Raw genomic sequence first — 15,873 nt, 5'->3', positions numbered from 1 at the left:
CGCTTTTTCTTGTTGTGTCTCTAATTCTGCTGCGGCATGGCCATCGCGGCGGCAGCAACCATGGGCGAAAGCTGGCCCTGCGCCCCGCCGTCACAGGCAATGACCGTGCCGGAGATATAGCTGGCCGCATCGCTGCCCAGAAACATGGCCAGTCGGGCAATATCCGCGATCGTGCCCATGCGTCCCAGCGGCACCATGCTGCGTACCAGAGCGTCTCCTTCAGCTCCCTGCGGGGCCAGCCGACGCATGCCTTCCGTGCCCTCGATGGGGCCGGGGGAAATGGCGTTCACACGAATGCCCCTGCCACCCCACTCCAGTGCCAGTACCCGCGCCAGATGGTCCACTCCTGCCTTGGCTGCACAGACATGGGCCTGGTACATCATGGGCACGGTGGACTGCGGCGCGGTGATGAAGATCAGGCTCGCCCCCGGCTGCCGCAAGTGCGCCAGAGCCTGACGCGCGACATGAAAGCTGCCCAGCAGATCGATGTCCACCACCACCCTGAAAGCGTTGGACGACATCTGCTCCGCAGGTGCGAGGAAGTTGCCTGCCGCACCAGACACCAGCACGTCGAGCGGCCCGTGGCAAGCCACGGCCTGCGCCAGCGCCGCTGCCACCGCCGGTTCATCGCGCACATCGGCTACCACGCCAAAGGCCTGAGCCCCCAGCGTCGCCAGGGCCGCGTCCACATTGGCCTGCTTGCGGCTGACGACCGAGACCCGGGCTCCTGCCATCGCGTAGTGCTGGGCAATGCCCAGGTTGATGCCTGTGGTGCCGCCAAACACCATCACATGGCGGCCTGAAAAATCAAATTGCACATTCATGAACAGCACTCCTCTGCTCTCAACAAGGCTTTCTGGATCTTTCCTGCCGGGGTCAACGGCAACTCGGTGCGAAACACCAGCTGGCGCGGCAGCTTGTAGTCAGCGAGCTGCTGGCGGCAATGCGTGAGCAGTTCCTCCTCGCCCACGCTGGCACCGGGTCTGATCACGATGTAATAGCGCCCCACCTCGCCCAGCACGGGGTCCGGCACGCCTATGCCGGCGACCATCAGCACGCCTGCATGACCGGCAATCACGCCCTCCACCTCGCAGGGATAGACGTTGAAGCCACCCTGTATGAACATGTCTTTTTGCCGCCCCTTGAGATGGATCAGGCCCTGCTCATCCACAAACCCCAGATCACCCGAATGAAGCCAGCCGCCGGAAAACACCTCTTCGTCCTGCTGCTGCCCCACATAGGCCGGAATCACCCCAGCACCACGAAACCACAGCTCCCCCACCTCGCCGCTGCGCAGCTCTTCGCCATCGGCCCCGGCCACGCGCAGTTGTACCCCTTGCAGCGGCTTGCCTATGCTGTGCAACAGGGCTTGCTGATCCGCCTGCCAAGGTGTCATCGCGATAGCCCCGGAAGTCTCGGACAGACCGTAGAGATTCATGATGTTCACGCCCGGAAACTGCTGCTGCAGCCGCTGCAGCAAAACCGGCTCCACATTCGACCCGCCCACCACAATCAGGCGCAGCCGGCTCATATCCACCTCTACCAGAAGCGGATGCATGAGCAGCAGCGTCAGCATGGTGGGCACGCCCACCAGCCAGGTCGGCGGATGCTTTTGCGCCATCCTCAACACGGATTCGGGGCTGAACATGGGCACCAGCTCGCAACAACCGCCCGCCAGCAACATGGTCAGCACGCCGCAGGTAATGCCGCCCACATGGTTGAGCGGCATGGCCAGTTGCACCATGTCGTCCGCCGCAGCCTTCACATGCGCATGCTGCGCCAGCGCTGAGCCCAATTGAGAGCGATGCGTCAGCCCCGCAGCCTTGGGCCTGCCCGTGGTGCCGGATGTGTAAATGATCATCAGCAGGTCATCCGGTGCAGGACCGTCGCCTTCATGCAAGGCTTTCGCGCCGGACTGCAGCGCTTGCTCGAATCCTTCATCCACCCACAGCAGATGCTCCAGCGCCGCAAAACGCCGACGGGCCTGCGCCAGATAGTTCTGGTAGTCGAAGCCGGCAAACTCGCGCGGCGCAAGCACGGCCTTGACCTGGCTGTCCTGCAGCATGAAGTCCAGCTCGGCATCGCGGTATCGGACGCTGAGGCCCACCACGACCAGCCCCGTCTTCGCCGCCGCAAGATAGCTCAGCACCCAGGGCAGACCGTTGGGCAGGATGATGCCGATGCGTTCACCGGGTCGCAGGCCCAGCGAGGACAGATGGGCGGCCCAGGCGCTGGCCATGACATCCACCTGCTGCCAGCTGTAGCCGCGCCCCTGGTCGATATAGGCATTCCTGTGGGGATGGTCGGCCACGGTCTGCGCCAGTGCCTGCGCCACGGTCCGAGGATGAGTACAAGCGTTCATCTGTGACTTCTCCCTGATTCAGGCAGCCAGGTGCAGCATCTGCCTGGCCTCCCTGGGAGTGGCGACTTCACGGCCCACATCACGCGCATAGCGAGCCAGCTGCTCTATCAGCGGAGCGTTGGATGTGACCTTGCTGCCGTCGGGCAGATAGAAAGTGTCTTCCAGTCCGCTGCGCAGATGTCCGCCGAGCTCGGCTGTGCGCAAATGGGTGGGCCAGATCTCGCTGCGCCCGATCAGCGTGGTCTGCCAGGGCGCATCCTTGATCTTGAGCCTAAGCAGTATGGGCAGCAGATCGGGGTCTGCCGGCATGCCGGACTCCACCCCCATCACGAAGTTGTATTCGGGCAGGCCTCGGTACATGCCGGTTTCCACATACATGCCCACGCAGCGCACGATGCCCACGTCAAAGCACTCGAACTCGGGCAATGTGCCGGTCTCTGCCATCACATCGAGAAAGTCCTGCACCTTGGCGGGCTGATTGTCGAACAGCATGGGCGGCCAGGCCCAGCTTCCATTGCTGCGGGTCTTGAGATAGTTGAGCGAGCCCGCATTGCAGGCCGCCATCTCTGGCCGCGTGGCACGTAAACAATCCAACGGTCCCTGGTAGTCGGGGCCGACCACGCCAGTGGTCTGATTGATGATGAGCTCGGGGCAGGCTGCACGCATGGCATCCACGCAGGCCCTGGCCACTGCCGGATCCCAGCTGGGCAGATGACCCTTGCCCTCCTCCTGGCGCCTGAAGTGGACATGAACCACCGATGCGCCTGCGTCATAGGCTCGGCGCGCCTCCTGCGCCAGTTGCTCTGGCGTCACGGGCACATGATGCTGATTCGGATCGGTCAGTACCCCGGTAATGGAACAGGTAATAATGGCTTTGTCGGACATATCGCTCCTTGGATAGAAGCTGATAACGCTTCATTCACAAGCGTTTCAGGCTGATTTCGCTCAAATTTCCCGGCAACGGCTGAGGCCGCTGCAACAGCCGCGCTAGATACGCCACTGGCGCGCGGCCAGCTCTTTCATGATTTCCTCGGTGCCGCCGCCAATCGTCAACACCTTGACTTCGCGGTAGATGCGCTCGCTCAGCGTGCCGCGCATAAAGCCCATGCCACCCAGAATCTGCACCGCCATATCGGCGCAGAACTGCATGGTCTGGGTGGCGTGGTTCTTGAGCACGCAGACCTCGCCCACCCAATCCGCACCGCTATCGCCGCCATCGGCACGTGCGCAGACGGCGTTGAGCCAGGCTTCGGTGCTGCGCAGGCGCTGCTGCATATCCACCAGCTTGTGGCGTATGACCTGATGCTGATTGAGCGTCACGCCAAAGGTCTGGCGCTGCTGGGCCCAGGCCAGCGCCTCGTCATAGCAGGCCTGAGCAAAGCCCAGTGCACCACAGGCAATGCCCAGGCGCTCGCCGTTGAAGTTCTGCATGATGGCGCGAAAACCCTCGCCCTCGGCGCCGAGCAAATGGCTGGCCGGCACGCGCACGCCATCAAACAACAGGTGGGCCGTGTCGGAGCATTGCCAGCCCATCTTGTGCAACGAGCTGCGTCTCAAACCCTCGCTGCCGCCAGGCACCAGGATCAGGGAGATGCCGGATGCACCTCTCTCCTCGCCCGTGCGCACTGCCACCGTGATCCAGTCCGCACGCATGCCCGAGGTGATGAAGGTCTTCTCGCCCTCGATCACATACTCGTGGCCATCGCGCCTGGCCCTGGTACGCAGCGCCGCTACGTCCGATCCGCCGCCGGGCTCGGTAATCGCCAGCGCCGCGATCTTGCGGCCCAGGAGCACATCGGGCACCACCTGCTGCTTGAGCGCATCGCTACCCAGAGCCACCACGGGCGGCAGGCCAATGTTGTGCGACAGCAAACTGGCCAGCACGCCCCCACTGCCGCCGTAGCGGCACAGCGCCAGCCACAGGGCTGCGCGCAGGCCGTGTGTAGCCGCAGTACCACCGAACTCCTCGGGGTAGCCGATGCCGAGCAGCCCCAGCTCGGCGGCCTGGCCATAGAGCTGGCGCGGGAACTCACCCGCCTCGTCCCAGGCCGTGACATGGGGGGCGATTTGCTCGCGCGCAAAGCGACGCACCAGGTCATAGAGCATTTCGCGTTCAGCAGCATCCGTCATGCAGGACCTCCAGACATGGGCGCCAGCTTCAGCAGCACCTGACCCGGCGCCACCTGCTGGCCGGCATTGACCAGCACGGCCTCCACCCGGCAGTCGGCCTTCACGCTCAGACTGTGCTCCAGCTTCATGGATTCGATGACCACGACCACATCGCCGGCCTTGAGCGCCTGCCCGGCCACCGCGCCCAGTTGCACCACACGGCCGTTGAACGGCGCGCGCAGTTCTGCAGCCTGGCCCGCTGCCAAAGCATTCTCCGGCGGGGCATAGCTTGCATCTTCGACCCACCAGTCCACGTCGCCCGCCTGCAGATGCCAGCGCGCCCCGCCCTGCCCGGCGGGCAGCTCCACGGCCTGCACGGTCTGGCTCAGGCCCGCAGCTCTCGCTCGCCAGCCATGGGCCAGCAACGCGTCGACCTGCAGCAGCGCAGGCTCGGCGCCGTGCCGCTGCAGCAGCCAGCTGTCTGCGGTCTCGGGCCGCAGCATCAGCTCCTGCGTCCGGCCTCGGTGCTGCAGCTTACGCAACTGGGCATAGCTGCAGGCCAGCGGCCCCGGCCGTTGGCCCACGGCGCACAGCGCTCCCCAATGCTGGTGTGCCAGGACTTCCTTGTCCCGCAGCAGCTGCTGCAAGCGTGGCGCATCGCTCGCCAGATAGGAGATCAGAGCCTGACCCCGCCTGAACACCTCGTCGTTCAGGCACTCAATCAGAAAGGCGCGATTGGTCGGCAAGCCCAGCACCGTGAGCCGGCCCAGCGCATGAATCAGCCGGTCGATGGCTTGCTCTCGCGTTGGCGCATGGACGATCAGCTTGCCCAGCATGGCGTCGTAATAGGGAGTGACTTCGCTGCCGGTGTGCAACGCGTGGTCAAAGCGCAGCGGCGCGCGACTGAAGACGGCGGCCTCGGGTGCCGAGAAATGCCGCACCACGCCGGTATGGGGCTGAAAGTTCTCGTCTTCGGCGCACAGCCGCACCTCGATGGCATGGCCGTCAAGCCGAACCTGCTGCTGCGTCAGCGGCAAGGCTTCGCCGCGCGCCACGCGAATCTGCCATTCGACCAGATCCAGACCAGTCAATGCCTCGGTCACAGGATGCTCGACCTGCAGTCTGGTATTCATCTCCATCAGATAGAACTGCCGGCCTTCGACCAGGAATTCCACCGTACCTGCCCCCACATAGCCTGCGGCCTTGGCCAGGGCCACGGCGCAACTGCCCATATGCTCGCGCTGCTCGGCATTGACGGCCGGACTGGGGGCTTCCTCGATGATCTTCTGGTGGCGACGCTGAACCGAGCAATCGCGCTCCCCCAGATGAATCACATGGCCATGCCCGTCCGCAAACACCTGCACCTCCACATGGCGCGGATGCATGACGGCACGCTCCACCAGCAAGTCACCGTTGCCGAAGCCAGCCAGAGCCTCCGAACGTGCGCTGTTCAGAGCGGCATGCAACTGGTTGGCACTTTCCACAAGCCGCATGCCGCGCCCCCCACCACCTGCCACGGCCTTGACCATGACGGGGTAGCCAATCATGGCGGCTTCATCGGCAAAGCGCGCGTCGCACTGGTCATCGCCTTCGTAGCCCGGCAGACAGGGCACGCCATGGGCCTTGGCCAGTTGCTTGGCTGCGGCCTTGCTGCCGAGCTGGCGAATCGCCGCCGGCGGCGGGCCAATCCAGATCAGGCCCGCTTCCTGGACGGCCTGGGCAAAGCCGGCATCCTCGCTGAGAAAGCCGTAGCCGGGGTGCACGGCATCGGCCCCTGTTGCCTTGGCGGCCGCCAGCAGCTTGTGCATGTCCAGATAGCTCTGTGCCGATGTCAGCCCGCCCAGTGCATAGGCCTGCGTGGAATGTTGCACATGGAGGCCTCCCGCGTCCGCATCCGAGTACACCGCCACGGTATCTATGCCCATGCGCCTGGCCGTAGCCATGATGCGCAGCGCAATCTCGCCACGATTGGCAATCAGAATGCGCTTCATGATGTGCCTCCTGCCTTGCAGGTCCAGGGAGCGGGCTGCTTGCTGGAAAAGGCCTTGAGCCCCGCCCCCGCCTCAGCGCTGCGCAGTGCACTGGCAAAGGCCTGCGCGCCCTGGTTCAGCGATGTATCCAGACTTTGCCCGCCAATGGTTGCCAGCAATTTTTTGGTGGCTGCCACCGCCTGCGGTGCAGCCAGTGCGCAGATTTCAAGCTGATGCTGCAACTGCTCGCGCCAGTGGGCAGCGTCTGTGGCCTGGATCACGGTCTGCACCAGGCCGACCTCCTGCGCCTGGCTTGCGGACCAGCGCTGACCGCCCAGCAGCCATTGACGCCCAGAACCATCGCCCAGCCTGCGCAGCACAAACGGCGCGATCTGCGCGGGCACAATGCCCAGCGTCACCTCGGGTGTGGCAAAGACGGCCTGCTGATCCGCCACCACCCAGTCGGCCACGCAGACCAGCCCCACACCGCCGCCCATGGCTGCGCCCTGCACGGCAGCGATCAGCAACTGGGGCAGCTCTGCCAACTGCTGCAGCAGATGACCAAACTCGCGGTTGACCTGAACCAGCGGGTCCTGCGCGCCCGCAGGCAGCGGAGAGCCTATGCTGCTGGCAAAGCCTCCGAGGCTGCCGCCCGCACAGAAATGCCCGCCGTTGCCGCACAGCACGACCACGCGCAGCAGTGAATCCTTCTGCGCTCTGGCGGCGTGTTCGCGCAAGGCCCGCACCAGCTCGTCGGTCAGTGCATTGCGGGTTTGCGGCGAATTCAGCCACCACCATTCCACAAAACCGTTGCCCAAGGGAAGACGTTCGATTTCAAGCACCTGAGTCATGCGCCGCTCCTCAGTGCGCCTGGCGCTTGATCAGCCCCATGGTCTTGCCGATGATGCCCAGCATGACCTCGTCGGCACCGCCGCCTATCGAGCCCAGACGCCCGTCGCGGTACAGGCGCGAGACGCGGTTGTCCCAGGTAAAGCCCATGCCACCCCAGAACTGCAGACAGGTGTCGGCCACTTCGCGCGTCAACCGCCCCGACTTCAGCTTCGCCATGCTGGCCAGCTGCAGCGCATCCTGGCCCGCCATATATATCTGTGCGGCACGGTAGGTCAGCGCGCGCAGCGCCTCGACTTCGGTCTGCAGCTCGGCCAGCTTGAACTGCACCCATTGCTGATCGATCAGGGTGCTGCCGAACATCTGTCGCTGCTGTGCCCACTCGATAGTCTGCTGAATGCAGTCCTCCATGGCGAGCAAGCCGCTGGCCGAGGCCCAGAGCCGCTCTTCCTGAAACTGCTGCATCTGATAGATAAAGCCCTGCCCCTCCTGACCCACCAGATAGCGCTGCGGCACGCGCACCTCGTCAAAGAACAGCAGGCCCGTGTCCGAGGAGTTCATGCCGATCTTGCGCAGCTTCTGCGCCACTTCCACGCCTTTGGTCAGCTTGCCGCGCGGGCCCTCCCGCAGCGGCACCATGATGAGACTTTTATTCTTGTGCACCGGTCCATCACCGGTGTTGACCAGCATGCACATCCAGTCCGCCTGAATGCTGTTGGTGATCCACATCTTCTGGCCGCTAATGATGTAGTCATCGCCATCCTTGCGGGCATGGCTTTTGATACCCGACACATCGCTGCCCGCACCGGGCTCGCTCACGCCTATGCAGCCCACCATATCGCCCGCGATGGCGGGCGCCAGAAACTGATCGCGCAAGGCGTCGCTGCCAAAGCGTGCCAGCGCGGGCGTGCACATATCGGTCTGCACGCCAATGGCCATGGGCACGCCGCCGCAGCGGATATGACCCAGAGTCTCGGCCATCATCAGGCTGTAGGAATAGTCCAGCCCCGAGCCGCCATAGGCTTCGGGCTTGGTCAGGCCCAGCAGGCCCAGATCGCCCAGCCCCTTGAAGACCTGGTGAGCGGGAAAGATTTCCTCTTCCTCCCATGCGTCGACATAGGGATTGATCTTCTCGTCGATATAGCGCTTGAGGGTCTTGCGCACTTCCAGATGTTCATGGGTCCATTGCATGGCTTGTCTCCGTCGAGTTCTGTTTGGAAGAAGTGGGGGAAGAGGCGCGGCACTACATGCGTGCGACCCCGAACTGCATGGGGCGCACCGTGCGCTGCTGCGCTTCGTGCAAGGTCTGCAGGCAGAAGGAGAGCACTGCGCGCGTGTCGCGCGGATCGATCACGCCGTCATCCAGCAGCAAGCCGCTGGTGACCAGCGCATCGGCCTGGGCTTCGAACATGGCCACGATCTGGTCGTACTGCTTTTGCATCAGCTCGGCATCGACGGGCAAGCCCTTGCGTGCCATGGCGGCCTCGGTGACCTGGCGCATGGTGCTGGCCGCCTGCTCGCCGCCCATCACCGCCGTCTTGGCACCGGGCCAGCTGAAAAGAAAGCGCGGCGCATAGCCGCGGCCGCACATTCCGTAGTTGCCCGCACCGAAGCTGGCCCCGCACTGAATAGTGATCTGCGGCACGGTGGCATTGGTCACGGCCTGGATCATCTTGCTGCCGTGCTTGATCATGCCGGCCTGCTCGCTGTCCTTGCCCACCATATAGCCCGTGGTGTTCTGCAGATAGATGATGGGATGACCGAGCTGGCACATCCATTGGATGAAATGCGCAGCCTTGTTGGCACCAGCCACATCGATGGGACCGTTGTTGGAGATCAGGCCCACGGCATGGCCCCCGATATGCGCCTGCGCACACAGCGTGGCCGCACCGTAGCCGGACTTGAACAGCAGCAGCTCGGAACCATCGACCAGCCGCGCCATGACTTCGTGCATATCCACTGGCTCGCGATGGTGCGCCGGCATCAGCCCCAAGAGCTCATCGGCCTCGTAACGCGGCTCGACGATTCCTGAACCGGCAGCCTCCCGTTTGGATATATCAAGCGCTTCAGGCCTTTTCCACTGGGACAGCTGAGACACCACAGCGCGTGCCATGCCCAGGGCTTGGCGGTCGTCCTCCGCGAGATACTCGCCCAGCCCCGAGACACTGGTGTGCATCTCGGCACCACCCAGCTCTTCCTCGGTCGCAATTTCACCAGTCGCCGCCTTGAGCAAGGGCGGTCCAGCCAGAAAGGCACGCGAGCGACCGCGCACCATGATGACCACATCCGACAACCCCGGCATATAGGCACCGCCAGCCGTGCCCGAACCATGCTGCACGGTGATGACAGGCAAACCTGCGGCCGACAACCGCGCCAGGTTGCGAAACAAGGCTCCGCCCATCACAAAGCCCTCGACGCGGTAGCGCATGAGATTGGCTCCCGCGCTTTCGACCAGATGGATGAAGGGCAGCTTGTTCTGCAGCGCGATCTCCTGCACGCGCAGCATCTTGTCCAAGCCTTTTTCCTGGATGGCTCCCGCTTCGATGCCCGAGTCGCTGGCCACGACCATGCAGCGCACGCCGCTGACAAAGCCGATGCCCGCCAACATGCCGCCGCCGGGCACGGATTTTTCAGGGTCTGCCCTGTCCTGCAGATAGCCTGCCAGTGAGCACAGCGGCAACCAGGGGGCACCCGGGTCCAGCAGCAAGGCCACGCGCTCGCGCGGCAGCAACTGGCCGCGCTTTTCAAACTGCGGCTTGGAGCGTTGCGATGCCTGCACTGCGCGCTGCTCCAGCTCACGCAGCGCGGCGATGCGCGCCAGCGTGGCGGCCCGGCGCTGCTGCGCCTGCTCACCGGCTGCATTCCATTGCGATGCAAAGACGCTCATGACTGAAACACCTTGGGAGTCTGGTAGAGAGAAAAGCCGTCAAATGCACGCACTGCGCCGCGTTGCTGCACCTCGGCACTGGCGGCCACCGGCCCCATGCCCATGCGCACCTGAGGACGGGCGCCATCGACGCGCAGCACCGTGCCGCTGATGAAACTGGCTGCGGGACTGAGCAAAAACACGATGGAGGCGGAAACCTCGGCCTCGTTACCAAAGCGCCCCGCCGGCACGGTAGCGGGCATCTTGCGCAACATGGCAGCCGCTTCGGGTGGATAGTGATCCATGCCGCTGGAGGCGATGTAGCCGGGTGCGATGGCATTAACACGCACGCCATGGGGCGCCCATTCCGCAGCCGCCGTCTCGGTAAGGCTGACCATGCCTGCTCGCGCCGCGCCGCTGTGCCCCATGCCCGGCATGGAGCCCCACATATCGGCCACCATATTGACGATGGAGCCCCCATGCTCTGCCATGTGTTGCACAAAGCATTCGCGCGCCATGAGGAAGCCGCCTGTGAGGTTCGTGTCCAGCACGGCCTGCCAGCCCTTGGCTCCGATGCTGGCCAGGGGCGCAATGTATTGCCCACCCGCGTTATTGACCAGGGCATCGATGCGCCCGTGGCGGGCCAGAACCTCGGCCACCAGCGCTTTGACGGCAGCCTCATCCCGTATATCCGCTCCGTGCCGGCTGACTCTGTCTGCCGGTACTCCGGCCTGCTGCAACTCGGCTTGGACAGCAACCAGCTTGTCCTGATTACGTCCCACCAGGGCAACTGTGGCGCCCAAGGATGCCAGCTCGTGCGCAACACAGCGGCCGATGCCCGAGCCGCTACCGGTCACCACAACCACCTGCCCCGCAAACAATGCGGCACGGAATACGGATTGGTACATCAACGCTCTCCAATGAATAAAGCCAGGGCTTGCTCGGTAAGCTCATCCAGCGTCAGCCCCCGGCCCTCGGTAAACCATTGAGCCGTCCAGTTCAATGCGCCAAAGATCAGCAGTCGCGCGATTTCGGGACGGGCCTTGAGCTTGCCCGTGCGGTGCAGCGCCTGCAACACGGGCATCCATTGCGCTTCGTAGGCATCCTTTTGTGCGCTCACCTCCATGCGCTGCGCATCGCTGAGCAAGCGCCATTCGTAAAGCATCACGGGGATGAAGTCGCTCTCGCCGCCGACCATGATTTGCAGATGATTGCGCACCAGAGCGCTCAGTCGTTCCACGCCGTTGGCACGTGCCCCCAGTGCTTGCAGCGCAGCGTTCTGACTCACCGCAGCCTGAGTCATTCCATCCTGCATCACCGCGTGCAGAATGGTTTCCTTGCTCTCAAAAAAATAGAAGATAGACCCCGACTGCATACCTGCAGCGGCGGCGATGTCACGGGTGCTGGTGCCGTGAAATCCGCGCTGCCTGAACAGCTGCGCCGCGACCTTCACCAGCTCGCCACGACGCATGCTTTCATTGCGCTCATCGGCCGACTTCGGAGGCCTGCCGCGACCGCGCTTTTTTACTATGACTGCTTCATGACTTGTTTGCATGAGACGCAGCATATCGGCCTTTGTTATTTTTACCAATCATTTGCTTTGTAAAAATAACTAGGGCTTGTACGCAAGGGTTTTCAAACAGTCAGCTCTCGACCCGCCTGGCACGGTAAAGACCGGGCGAGCTGCCCGTCCAGCCCTTGAATGCACGCTGAAACGCCGCTGCGTCGGCAAACCCCAGGTCTGCCGCCAGCTCCGTAAAACTGACTTTGCTGGTTCCCAGTCGGGAGACCGCGATATCTCGGCGAAGCTCATCCTTGATGGCTTGAAAGGAGGTGCCCGCAGCAGCCAGCTTGCGCTGCAGCGTGGGGGCCGACATGTTCAGCTCGGCGGCCGTAGCTTCCAGCCCCGCCCATCGCGGACGCGACTGCAGCAAATGAGAATGCACGCGGGCATCCACACCTTCTCCGGTACGCGGCGGCATGATGGCCGCCGCCGGCCAGCTGGCCACAAAGGTCTGCAACGCCTGCTCGTCACGACTGCAGACACGCGCGAGCTTGCGCGCATCGAACCAGAATGCCGAAAACGGCAAACCGAAATGCAAAGGCGCCGGAAAGGTATCGCCATAGTCGTTGGCGTAATCAGGCTGCCCGAAGGCAAAGTCAAAGTGCTGCACCTTGAGCGTACCGCCCATCAGCCAGGCAGTAAGCCGCCACAGCACGCGCAGGGAAAACTCATAGAGGAAATTGGGCAAGGGCTCATCGCCCACAGGGCGCAGCACAATGCCCGCCAGCGCTCCATCACGCACCAGTTGCACATCCACCTGATCCTGCAGCAGCACATGGGCCTGGCACATGCGTTGCAACGCAGTCTCCATCCCGTGCCCTGAAAGGGCCTGACGCGCAATCAGCTCCAGACTGCCACGCTTGAGCGGTCTGGAGAACTGGCACATGGCCTCATCCCCCAGCAGCTCCACCACTCGCCACATCAGCGCCACATACTGGTCTGCCGTGACTCTGGCGCCGTCCTGCGCCAGCAGCAGAGGGGCTATGCCGGCACGCAGCAGCAGCAGCTCCTTGCAGTCATGCCCGTGTCTTCTTACCCCGGCAGCAATACCCCGCACCAGCGCCATGGAGATCGTGAAAGGAACGATGGAAGCAGCAGCCATGAACAGATCACCTTGAGGTCTTTTGACATACGAAAGATGCGCTCGGCAATGGGTTTGCGCATCGGTAATTCCTACGATGGCTCTCATTGCCCAGCACCTGTTTGCCACTTTCCCAAGGAGCCCCCATGAGTCGCGATGTGTATGTTGCCGGCGTAGGCATGATTCCATTTGCCAAGCCCGGAAAGAGTGATCCCTACTTCCAGATGGGCTCCAGCGCCACGTCCCTGGCTCTGGCAGATGCAGGCCTCGCGTATGACGCAGTGCAGCAAGCCTATGTGGGCTATGTCTACGGTGACTCCACCGCCGGTCAGAGAGCGCTGTATGAGGTGGGCATGTCGGGCATTCCCATCATCAATGTCAACAACAACTGCTCCACCGGCTCCACCGCACTGTTCCTGGCACGTCAAGCCGTGGCCAGCGGCGCTGCCGACTGTGTGCTGGCCCTGGGGTTCGAGCAGATGACCCCTGGCGCACTGGGCTCGGTCTTTAGCGACCGGCCCAGCCCCTTTGACCGATTCGAAGCGGAAACCGATGCCCTGGTCGGCGACAACGGCGTGCCACTGGCCCTGCGCTACTTCGGCGGAGCAGGCAAGGCCCATATGGACCAGTACGGCACGCAGCTTTCCACCTTTGCCAAGATCCGCGCCAAGGCCAGCCGCCATGCAGCGCGCAATCCCCTGGCCCTGTTCCGCACCGAGGTGTCAGAGGAGGAGGTCATGGCCTCTCCCGTGATGTGGCCGGGCGTCATGACCCGGCTCATGGCCTGCCCACCTACCTGCGGCGCGGCGGCGGCCCTGCTGGTGTCCGAAGCCTATGCGCTCAAGCATGGCCTGGACCACAGCGTGCGCATCCGCGCCCAATCCATGACCACGGACAGCCCCAAGACCTTCGAGGCCCACGATATGCGCGAGGTGGTGGGCTTCAGCATGGCTCAGGACGCTGCGCGTCAGGTCTATGAACAGGCCGGCATCAGCCCCCAGGACGTTGATGTAGTGGAGCTGCACGACTGCTTTGCACAAAACGAATTGCTGACCTACGAGGCTCTGGGCCTGTGCCCTGTGGGCGGTGCGGAAAAATTTGTCTGCGACGGCGACAACACCTACGGCGGCAAGTTTGTGACCAATCCATCGGGCGGTCTGCTATCCAAGGGACACCCGCTGGGCGCCACCGGTCTTGCCCAGTGCACAGAATTGGTACAACAGCTGCGCGGCCGGGCCGATCAGCGCCAGGTTGCCAATGCCCGCCTGGCGCTGCAGCACAACCTCGGCCTCGGTGGCGCCTGTGTGGTCACCCTCTACGAGCGCGTCTGAAGGAGCGGCCAATGATTGACACCCAATGGATAGGGCATGACCTGCCCTCTTCTGAGCTCAACCTGGACCGCAGCCGCCTGCGCTTCTTTGCCAAGGCCATCGGTGAAAACAACGCCGTCTATACCGACCTGGAGGCCGCCCGCGCAGCGGGCTACCCGGACCTGCCCGTGCCCCCCACCTTTTTGTTTGCGGCGGAGATGGACAGCGGCGCGTCCGACCTGCTCCTGCAAACCCTGAACATCCCGATCGCCAAGATCCTGCATGGCGAGCAGAGCTTTTGCTATCACCGGAGCGCCTGCGCCGGAGACCGCATCACGGTGCAGTCCAGGATCGATGACATCTACAGCAAAAAGAACGGCGCACTGGAATTTGTCGTGAAGTCATCGCGCGCTGTCAATCAGAACAACGAGCTGGTGGCCGAGATGCGCTCCGTCATCGTGGTTCGCAACTAGAAAGGACCGGCAATGAACACCCCCCGCTACGACGAGGTCCAGGTTGGAGATGCACTGCCGGCCCTCGAACTGTCCCCGATCAGCCGTACCACGCTGGCCTTGTTTGCCGGAGCCTCGGGCGACCACAACCCGATTCATATCGACACCGACTTCGCGCGCAAGGCCGGCATGCCCGATGTGTTTGCCCACGGCATGCTGGGCATGGCCTGACTGGGGCGGCTGCTGACCAACTGGGCGCCGCAATCCAGGCTGTACCGTTTCGACGTGCGCTTTCAGGGCATTACCCATCTGGCCAATGCGATCTCATGCACGGGCCGCGTTGTGGAAAAACGCGATGCAGACCGCAGCGTCCGGGTCGAGGTGCAAAGCAGCAACCAGCATGGCCAGACCAAAATCGCGGGCGATGCCTGGATCAGCCTGCCCTGAGAACGTATTGATTCGCCCAAGGAGACAGCAATGACAGGAAAACTCGACGGCAAGGTAGCCCTGGTTTCAGGATCGGGCCGCGGCATAGGCCGCAGCATCGCCCTCAAGCTGGCCAGCGAAGGTGCACGCCTAGTCATCAACGACCTCGATGCCGAACCCGCCAATGAGACCCTGGCCCTGATACGCGAGATGGGCGGCGAGGCCATTGCCTGCGTGGGCAATGTCACCCACACCGACTTTGCCGAGCGCTTTGTCGGCACCGCCGTCCAGCAATACCAGGGACTGGACATCATCGTCAACAACGCCGGCTACACCTGGGACAACGTCATCCAGAAGATGAGCGACGAGCAGTGGTACGCCATTCTCGACTGCCATCTGACCGCCCCGTTTCGCATACTGCGTGCGGCTCAGCCCGTCATCAAGGCCTTGTCCAAGGCCGAGCTGGAAGCTGGCCAGCGCGTCATGCGCAAGGTGGTCAATATCTCCTCGGTGGCGGGCCTGTTCGGCAATGCGGGCCAGACCAACTACTCCGTGGCCAAGGCCGGAATCACGGGCATGACCATGACTCTGGCCAAAGAGTGGGGACGCATGAACGTCAATGTGAACTGCGTGGCATTCGGACTCATCAAGACCAGGCTGACCAACTCCGCCGCCAATGGCGAGACGGCCCACATCGAAGGCCGCGACATCAAGGTAGGCGTGAACCCCGGCCTGATGGCAGCCATGGAACAGACGATTCCCCTGGGTCGCGCTGGCACGCCCGACGAAGCGGCGGGTGCGGTCTACCTCTTTTGCCAACCCGAGTCGGACTACATCAGCGGCCAGACCTTGATGTGTACCGGCGGCCTGACCGGGGTCTGAAC

General features: G+C 63.4%; 14 protein-coding genes and 1 pseudogene. 4 read left to right on the top strand and 11 right to left on the bottom strand.

Features of this window, described 5'->3' with window-relative positions:
* Positions 1 to 20 precede the first annotated feature (20 nt).
* From CSE6_RS10820 to CSE6_RS10770, 11 genes are all read right to left on the bottom strand, one after another.
* On the bottom strand, positions 21 to 824 hold the full coding sequence (locus CSE6_RS10820; protein ID WP_059440504.1) for an SDR family oxidoreductase: 804 nt from the start codon (positions 822 to 824) through the stop codon (positions 21 to 23).
* A complete protein-coding gene (locus CSE6_RS10815) occupies positions 821 to 2,362 on the bottom strand; it encodes a class I adenylate-forming enzyme family protein (protein WP_059440503.1) in 1,542 nt (513 codons plus the stop codon). The genes CSE6_RS10820 and CSE6_RS10815 overlap by 4 nt, the downstream gene beginning before the upstream one ends.
* A gap of 18 nt (positions 2,363 to 2,380) precedes the next feature.
* Positions 2,381 to 3,247, bottom strand: coding sequence for a 3-keto-5-aminohexanoate cleavage protein (locus CSE6_RS10810; protein ID WP_003069778.1), 867 nt, complete (start codon positions 3,245 to 3,247; stop codon positions 2,381 to 2,383).
* 102 nt (positions 3,248 to 3,349) lie between these two features.
* The gene (locus CSE6_RS10805; RefSeq protein ID WP_059440502.1) at positions 3,350 to 4,492 is read right to left on the bottom strand and encodes an acyl-CoA dehydrogenase family protein; all 1,143 of its coding nucleotides are present in this window, start codon (positions 4,490 to 4,492) and stop codon (positions 3,350 to 3,352) included.
* Positions 4,489 to 6,462 carry a biotin carboxylase N-terminal domain-containing protein gene (locus CSE6_RS10800; RefSeq protein ID WP_059440501.1) on the bottom strand — a complete coding sequence of 658 codons (1,974 nt, stop codon included), beginning with the start codon at positions 6,460 to 6,462 and terminating at the stop codon, positions 4,489 to 4,491. Before CSE6_RS10800 ends, CSE6_RS10805 begins: the two co-directional genes overlap by 4 nt.
* Entirely contained in the window at positions 6,459 to 7,292 is an 834-nt protein-coding gene (locus tag CSE6_RS10795; protein WP_059440500.1) for an enoyl-CoA hydratase/isomerase family protein, read from the bottom strand. Before CSE6_RS10795 ends, CSE6_RS10800 begins: the two co-directional genes overlap by 4 nt.
* A gap of 10 nt (positions 7,293 to 7,302) precedes the next feature.
* A complete protein-coding gene (locus CSE6_RS10790; protein WP_045839102.1) occupies positions 7,303 to 8,481 on the bottom strand; it encodes an acyl-CoA dehydrogenase family protein in 1,179 nt (392 codons plus the stop codon).
* Positions 8,482 to 8,533: 52 nt separating this feature from the next.
* Positions 8,534 to 10,177 (bottom strand): acyl-CoA carboxylase subunit beta, encoded by a 1,644-nt coding sequence (locus CSE6_RS10785; RefSeq protein WP_034394148.1) that lies wholly within the window; start codon positions 10,175 to 10,177, stop codon positions 8,534 to 8,536.
* The gene (locus tag CSE6_RS10780) at positions 10,174 to 11,064 is read right to left on the bottom strand and encodes an SDR family oxidoreductase (RefSeq protein ID WP_034394145.1); all 891 of its coding nucleotides are present in this window, start codon (positions 11,062 to 11,064) and stop codon (positions 10,174 to 10,176) included. The genes CSE6_RS10785 and CSE6_RS10780 overlap by 4 nt, the downstream gene beginning before the upstream one ends.
* The gene (locus tag CSE6_RS10775; RefSeq protein WP_238585680.1) at positions 11,064 to 11,711 is read right to left on the bottom strand and encodes a TetR/AcrR family transcriptional regulator; all 648 of its coding nucleotides are present in this window, start codon (positions 11,709 to 11,711) and stop codon (positions 11,064 to 11,066) included. The genes CSE6_RS10780 and CSE6_RS10775 overlap by 1 nt, the downstream gene beginning before the upstream one ends.
* Before the next feature lie 88 nt (positions 11,712 to 11,799).
* Positions 11,800 to 12,822, bottom strand: a complete 1,023-nt coding sequence (locus CSE6_RS10770) for an AraC family transcriptional regulator (RefSeq protein WP_059440499.1) — start codon at positions 12,820 to 12,822, stop codon at positions 11,800 to 11,802.
* Between the two features lie 125 nt (positions 12,823 to 12,947).
* On the opposite strand from CSE6_RS10770, the gene CSE6_RS10765 reads away from it, so the two are divergent.
* The 4 genes and pseudogenes from CSE6_RS10765 to CSE6_RS10750 all read left to right on the top strand — a co-directional run bounded on the left by CSE6_RS10765 (position 12,948) and on the right by CSE6_RS10750 (position 15,871).
* The gene (locus tag CSE6_RS10765) at positions 12,948 to 14,132 is read left to right on the top strand and encodes a lipid-transfer protein (protein ID WP_034407718.1); all 1,185 of its coding nucleotides are present in this window, start codon (positions 12,948 to 12,950) and stop codon (positions 14,130 to 14,132) included.
* 11 nt (positions 14,133 to 14,143) lie between these two features.
* A complete protein-coding gene (locus CSE6_RS10760; protein ID WP_034394134.1) occupies positions 14,144 to 14,584 on the top strand; it encodes a MaoC family dehydratase N-terminal domain-containing protein in 441 nt (146 codons plus the stop codon).
* Positions 14,585 to 14,596: 12 nt separating this feature from the next.
* Positions 14,597 to 15,010 (top strand): annotated as a pseudogene (locus tag CSE6_RS10755) (MaoC family dehydratase).
* A gap of 30 nt (positions 15,011 to 15,040) precedes the next feature.
* Entirely contained in the window at positions 15,041 to 15,871 is an 831-nt protein-coding gene (locus CSE6_RS10750; protein WP_059440498.1) for an SDR family NAD(P)-dependent oxidoreductase, read from the top strand.
* Positions 15,872 to 15,873: the final 2 nt, after the last annotated feature.

The organism is Comamonas sp. E6, from assembly GCF_001010305.1.
Taxonomy (GTDB): Bacteria; Pseudomonadota; Gammaproteobacteria; order Burkholderiales; family Burkholderiaceae_C; genus Comamonas; species Comamonas thiooxydans.
Note: the sequence above shows the minus strand (reverse complement) of the source record. Positions and strands in the feature narration are given on the sequence as shown.

What these genes read in the sequence shown, in the direction of transcription:
- CSE6_RS10815 (WP_059440503.1), bottom strand. Translation starts at nt 2,362, where the DNA reads ATGAACGCTTGTACTCATCCTCGGACCGTGGCGCAGGCACTGGCGCAG.
- CSE6_RS10795 (WP_059440500.1), bottom strand. Translation starts at nt 7,292, where the DNA reads ATGACTCAGGTGCTTGAAATCGAACGTCTTCCCTTGGGCAACGGTTTT.
- CSE6_RS10805 (WP_059440502.1), bottom strand. Translation starts at nt 4,492, where the DNA reads ATGACGGATGCTGCTGAACGCGAAATGCTCTATGACCTGGTGCGTCGC.
- CSE6_RS10785 (WP_034394148.1), bottom strand. Translation starts at nt 10,177, where the DNA reads ATGAGCGTCTTTGCATCGCAATGGAATGCAGCCGGTGAGCAGGCGCAG.
- CSE6_RS10780 (WP_034394145.1), bottom strand. Translation starts at nt 11,064, where the DNA reads ATGTACCAATCCGTATTCCGTGCCGCATTGTTTGCGGGGCAGGTGGTT.
- CSE6_RS10810 (WP_003069778.1), bottom strand. Translation starts at nt 3,247, where the DNA reads ATGTCCGACAAAGCCATTATTACCTGTTCCATTACCGGGGTACTGACC.
- CSE6_RS10820 (WP_059440504.1), bottom strand. Translation starts at nt 824, where the DNA reads ATGAATGTGCAATTTGATTTTTCAGGCCGCCATGTGATGGTGTTTGGC.
- CSE6_RS10765 (WP_034407718.1), top strand. Translation starts at nt 12,948, where the DNA reads ATGAGTCGCGATGTGTATGTTGCCGGCGTAGGCATGATTCCATTTGCC.
- CSE6_RS10750 (WP_059440498.1), top strand. Translation starts at nt 15,041, where the DNA reads ATGACAGGAAAACTCGACGGCAAGGTAGCCCTGGTTTCAGGATCGGGC.
- CSE6_RS10775 (WP_238585680.1), bottom strand. Translation starts at nt 11,711, where the DNA reads ATGCAAACAAGTCATGAAGCAGTCATAGTAAAAAAGCGCGGTCGCGGC.
- CSE6_RS10760 (WP_034394134.1), top strand. Translation starts at nt 14,144, where the DNA reads ATGATTGACACCCAATGGATAGGGCATGACCTGCCCTCTTCTGAGCTC.
- CSE6_RS10770 (WP_059440499.1), bottom strand. Translation starts at nt 12,822, where the DNA reads ATGGCTGCTGCTTCCATCGTTCCTTTCACGATCTCCATGGCGCTGGTG.
- CSE6_RS10790 (WP_045839102.1), bottom strand. Translation starts at nt 8,481, where the DNA reads ATGCAATGGACCCATGAACATCTGGAAGTGCGCAAGACCCTCAAGCGC.
- CSE6_RS10800 (WP_059440501.1), bottom strand. Translation starts at nt 6,462, where the DNA reads ATGAAGCGCATTCTGATTGCCAATCGTGGCGAGATTGCGCTGCGCATC.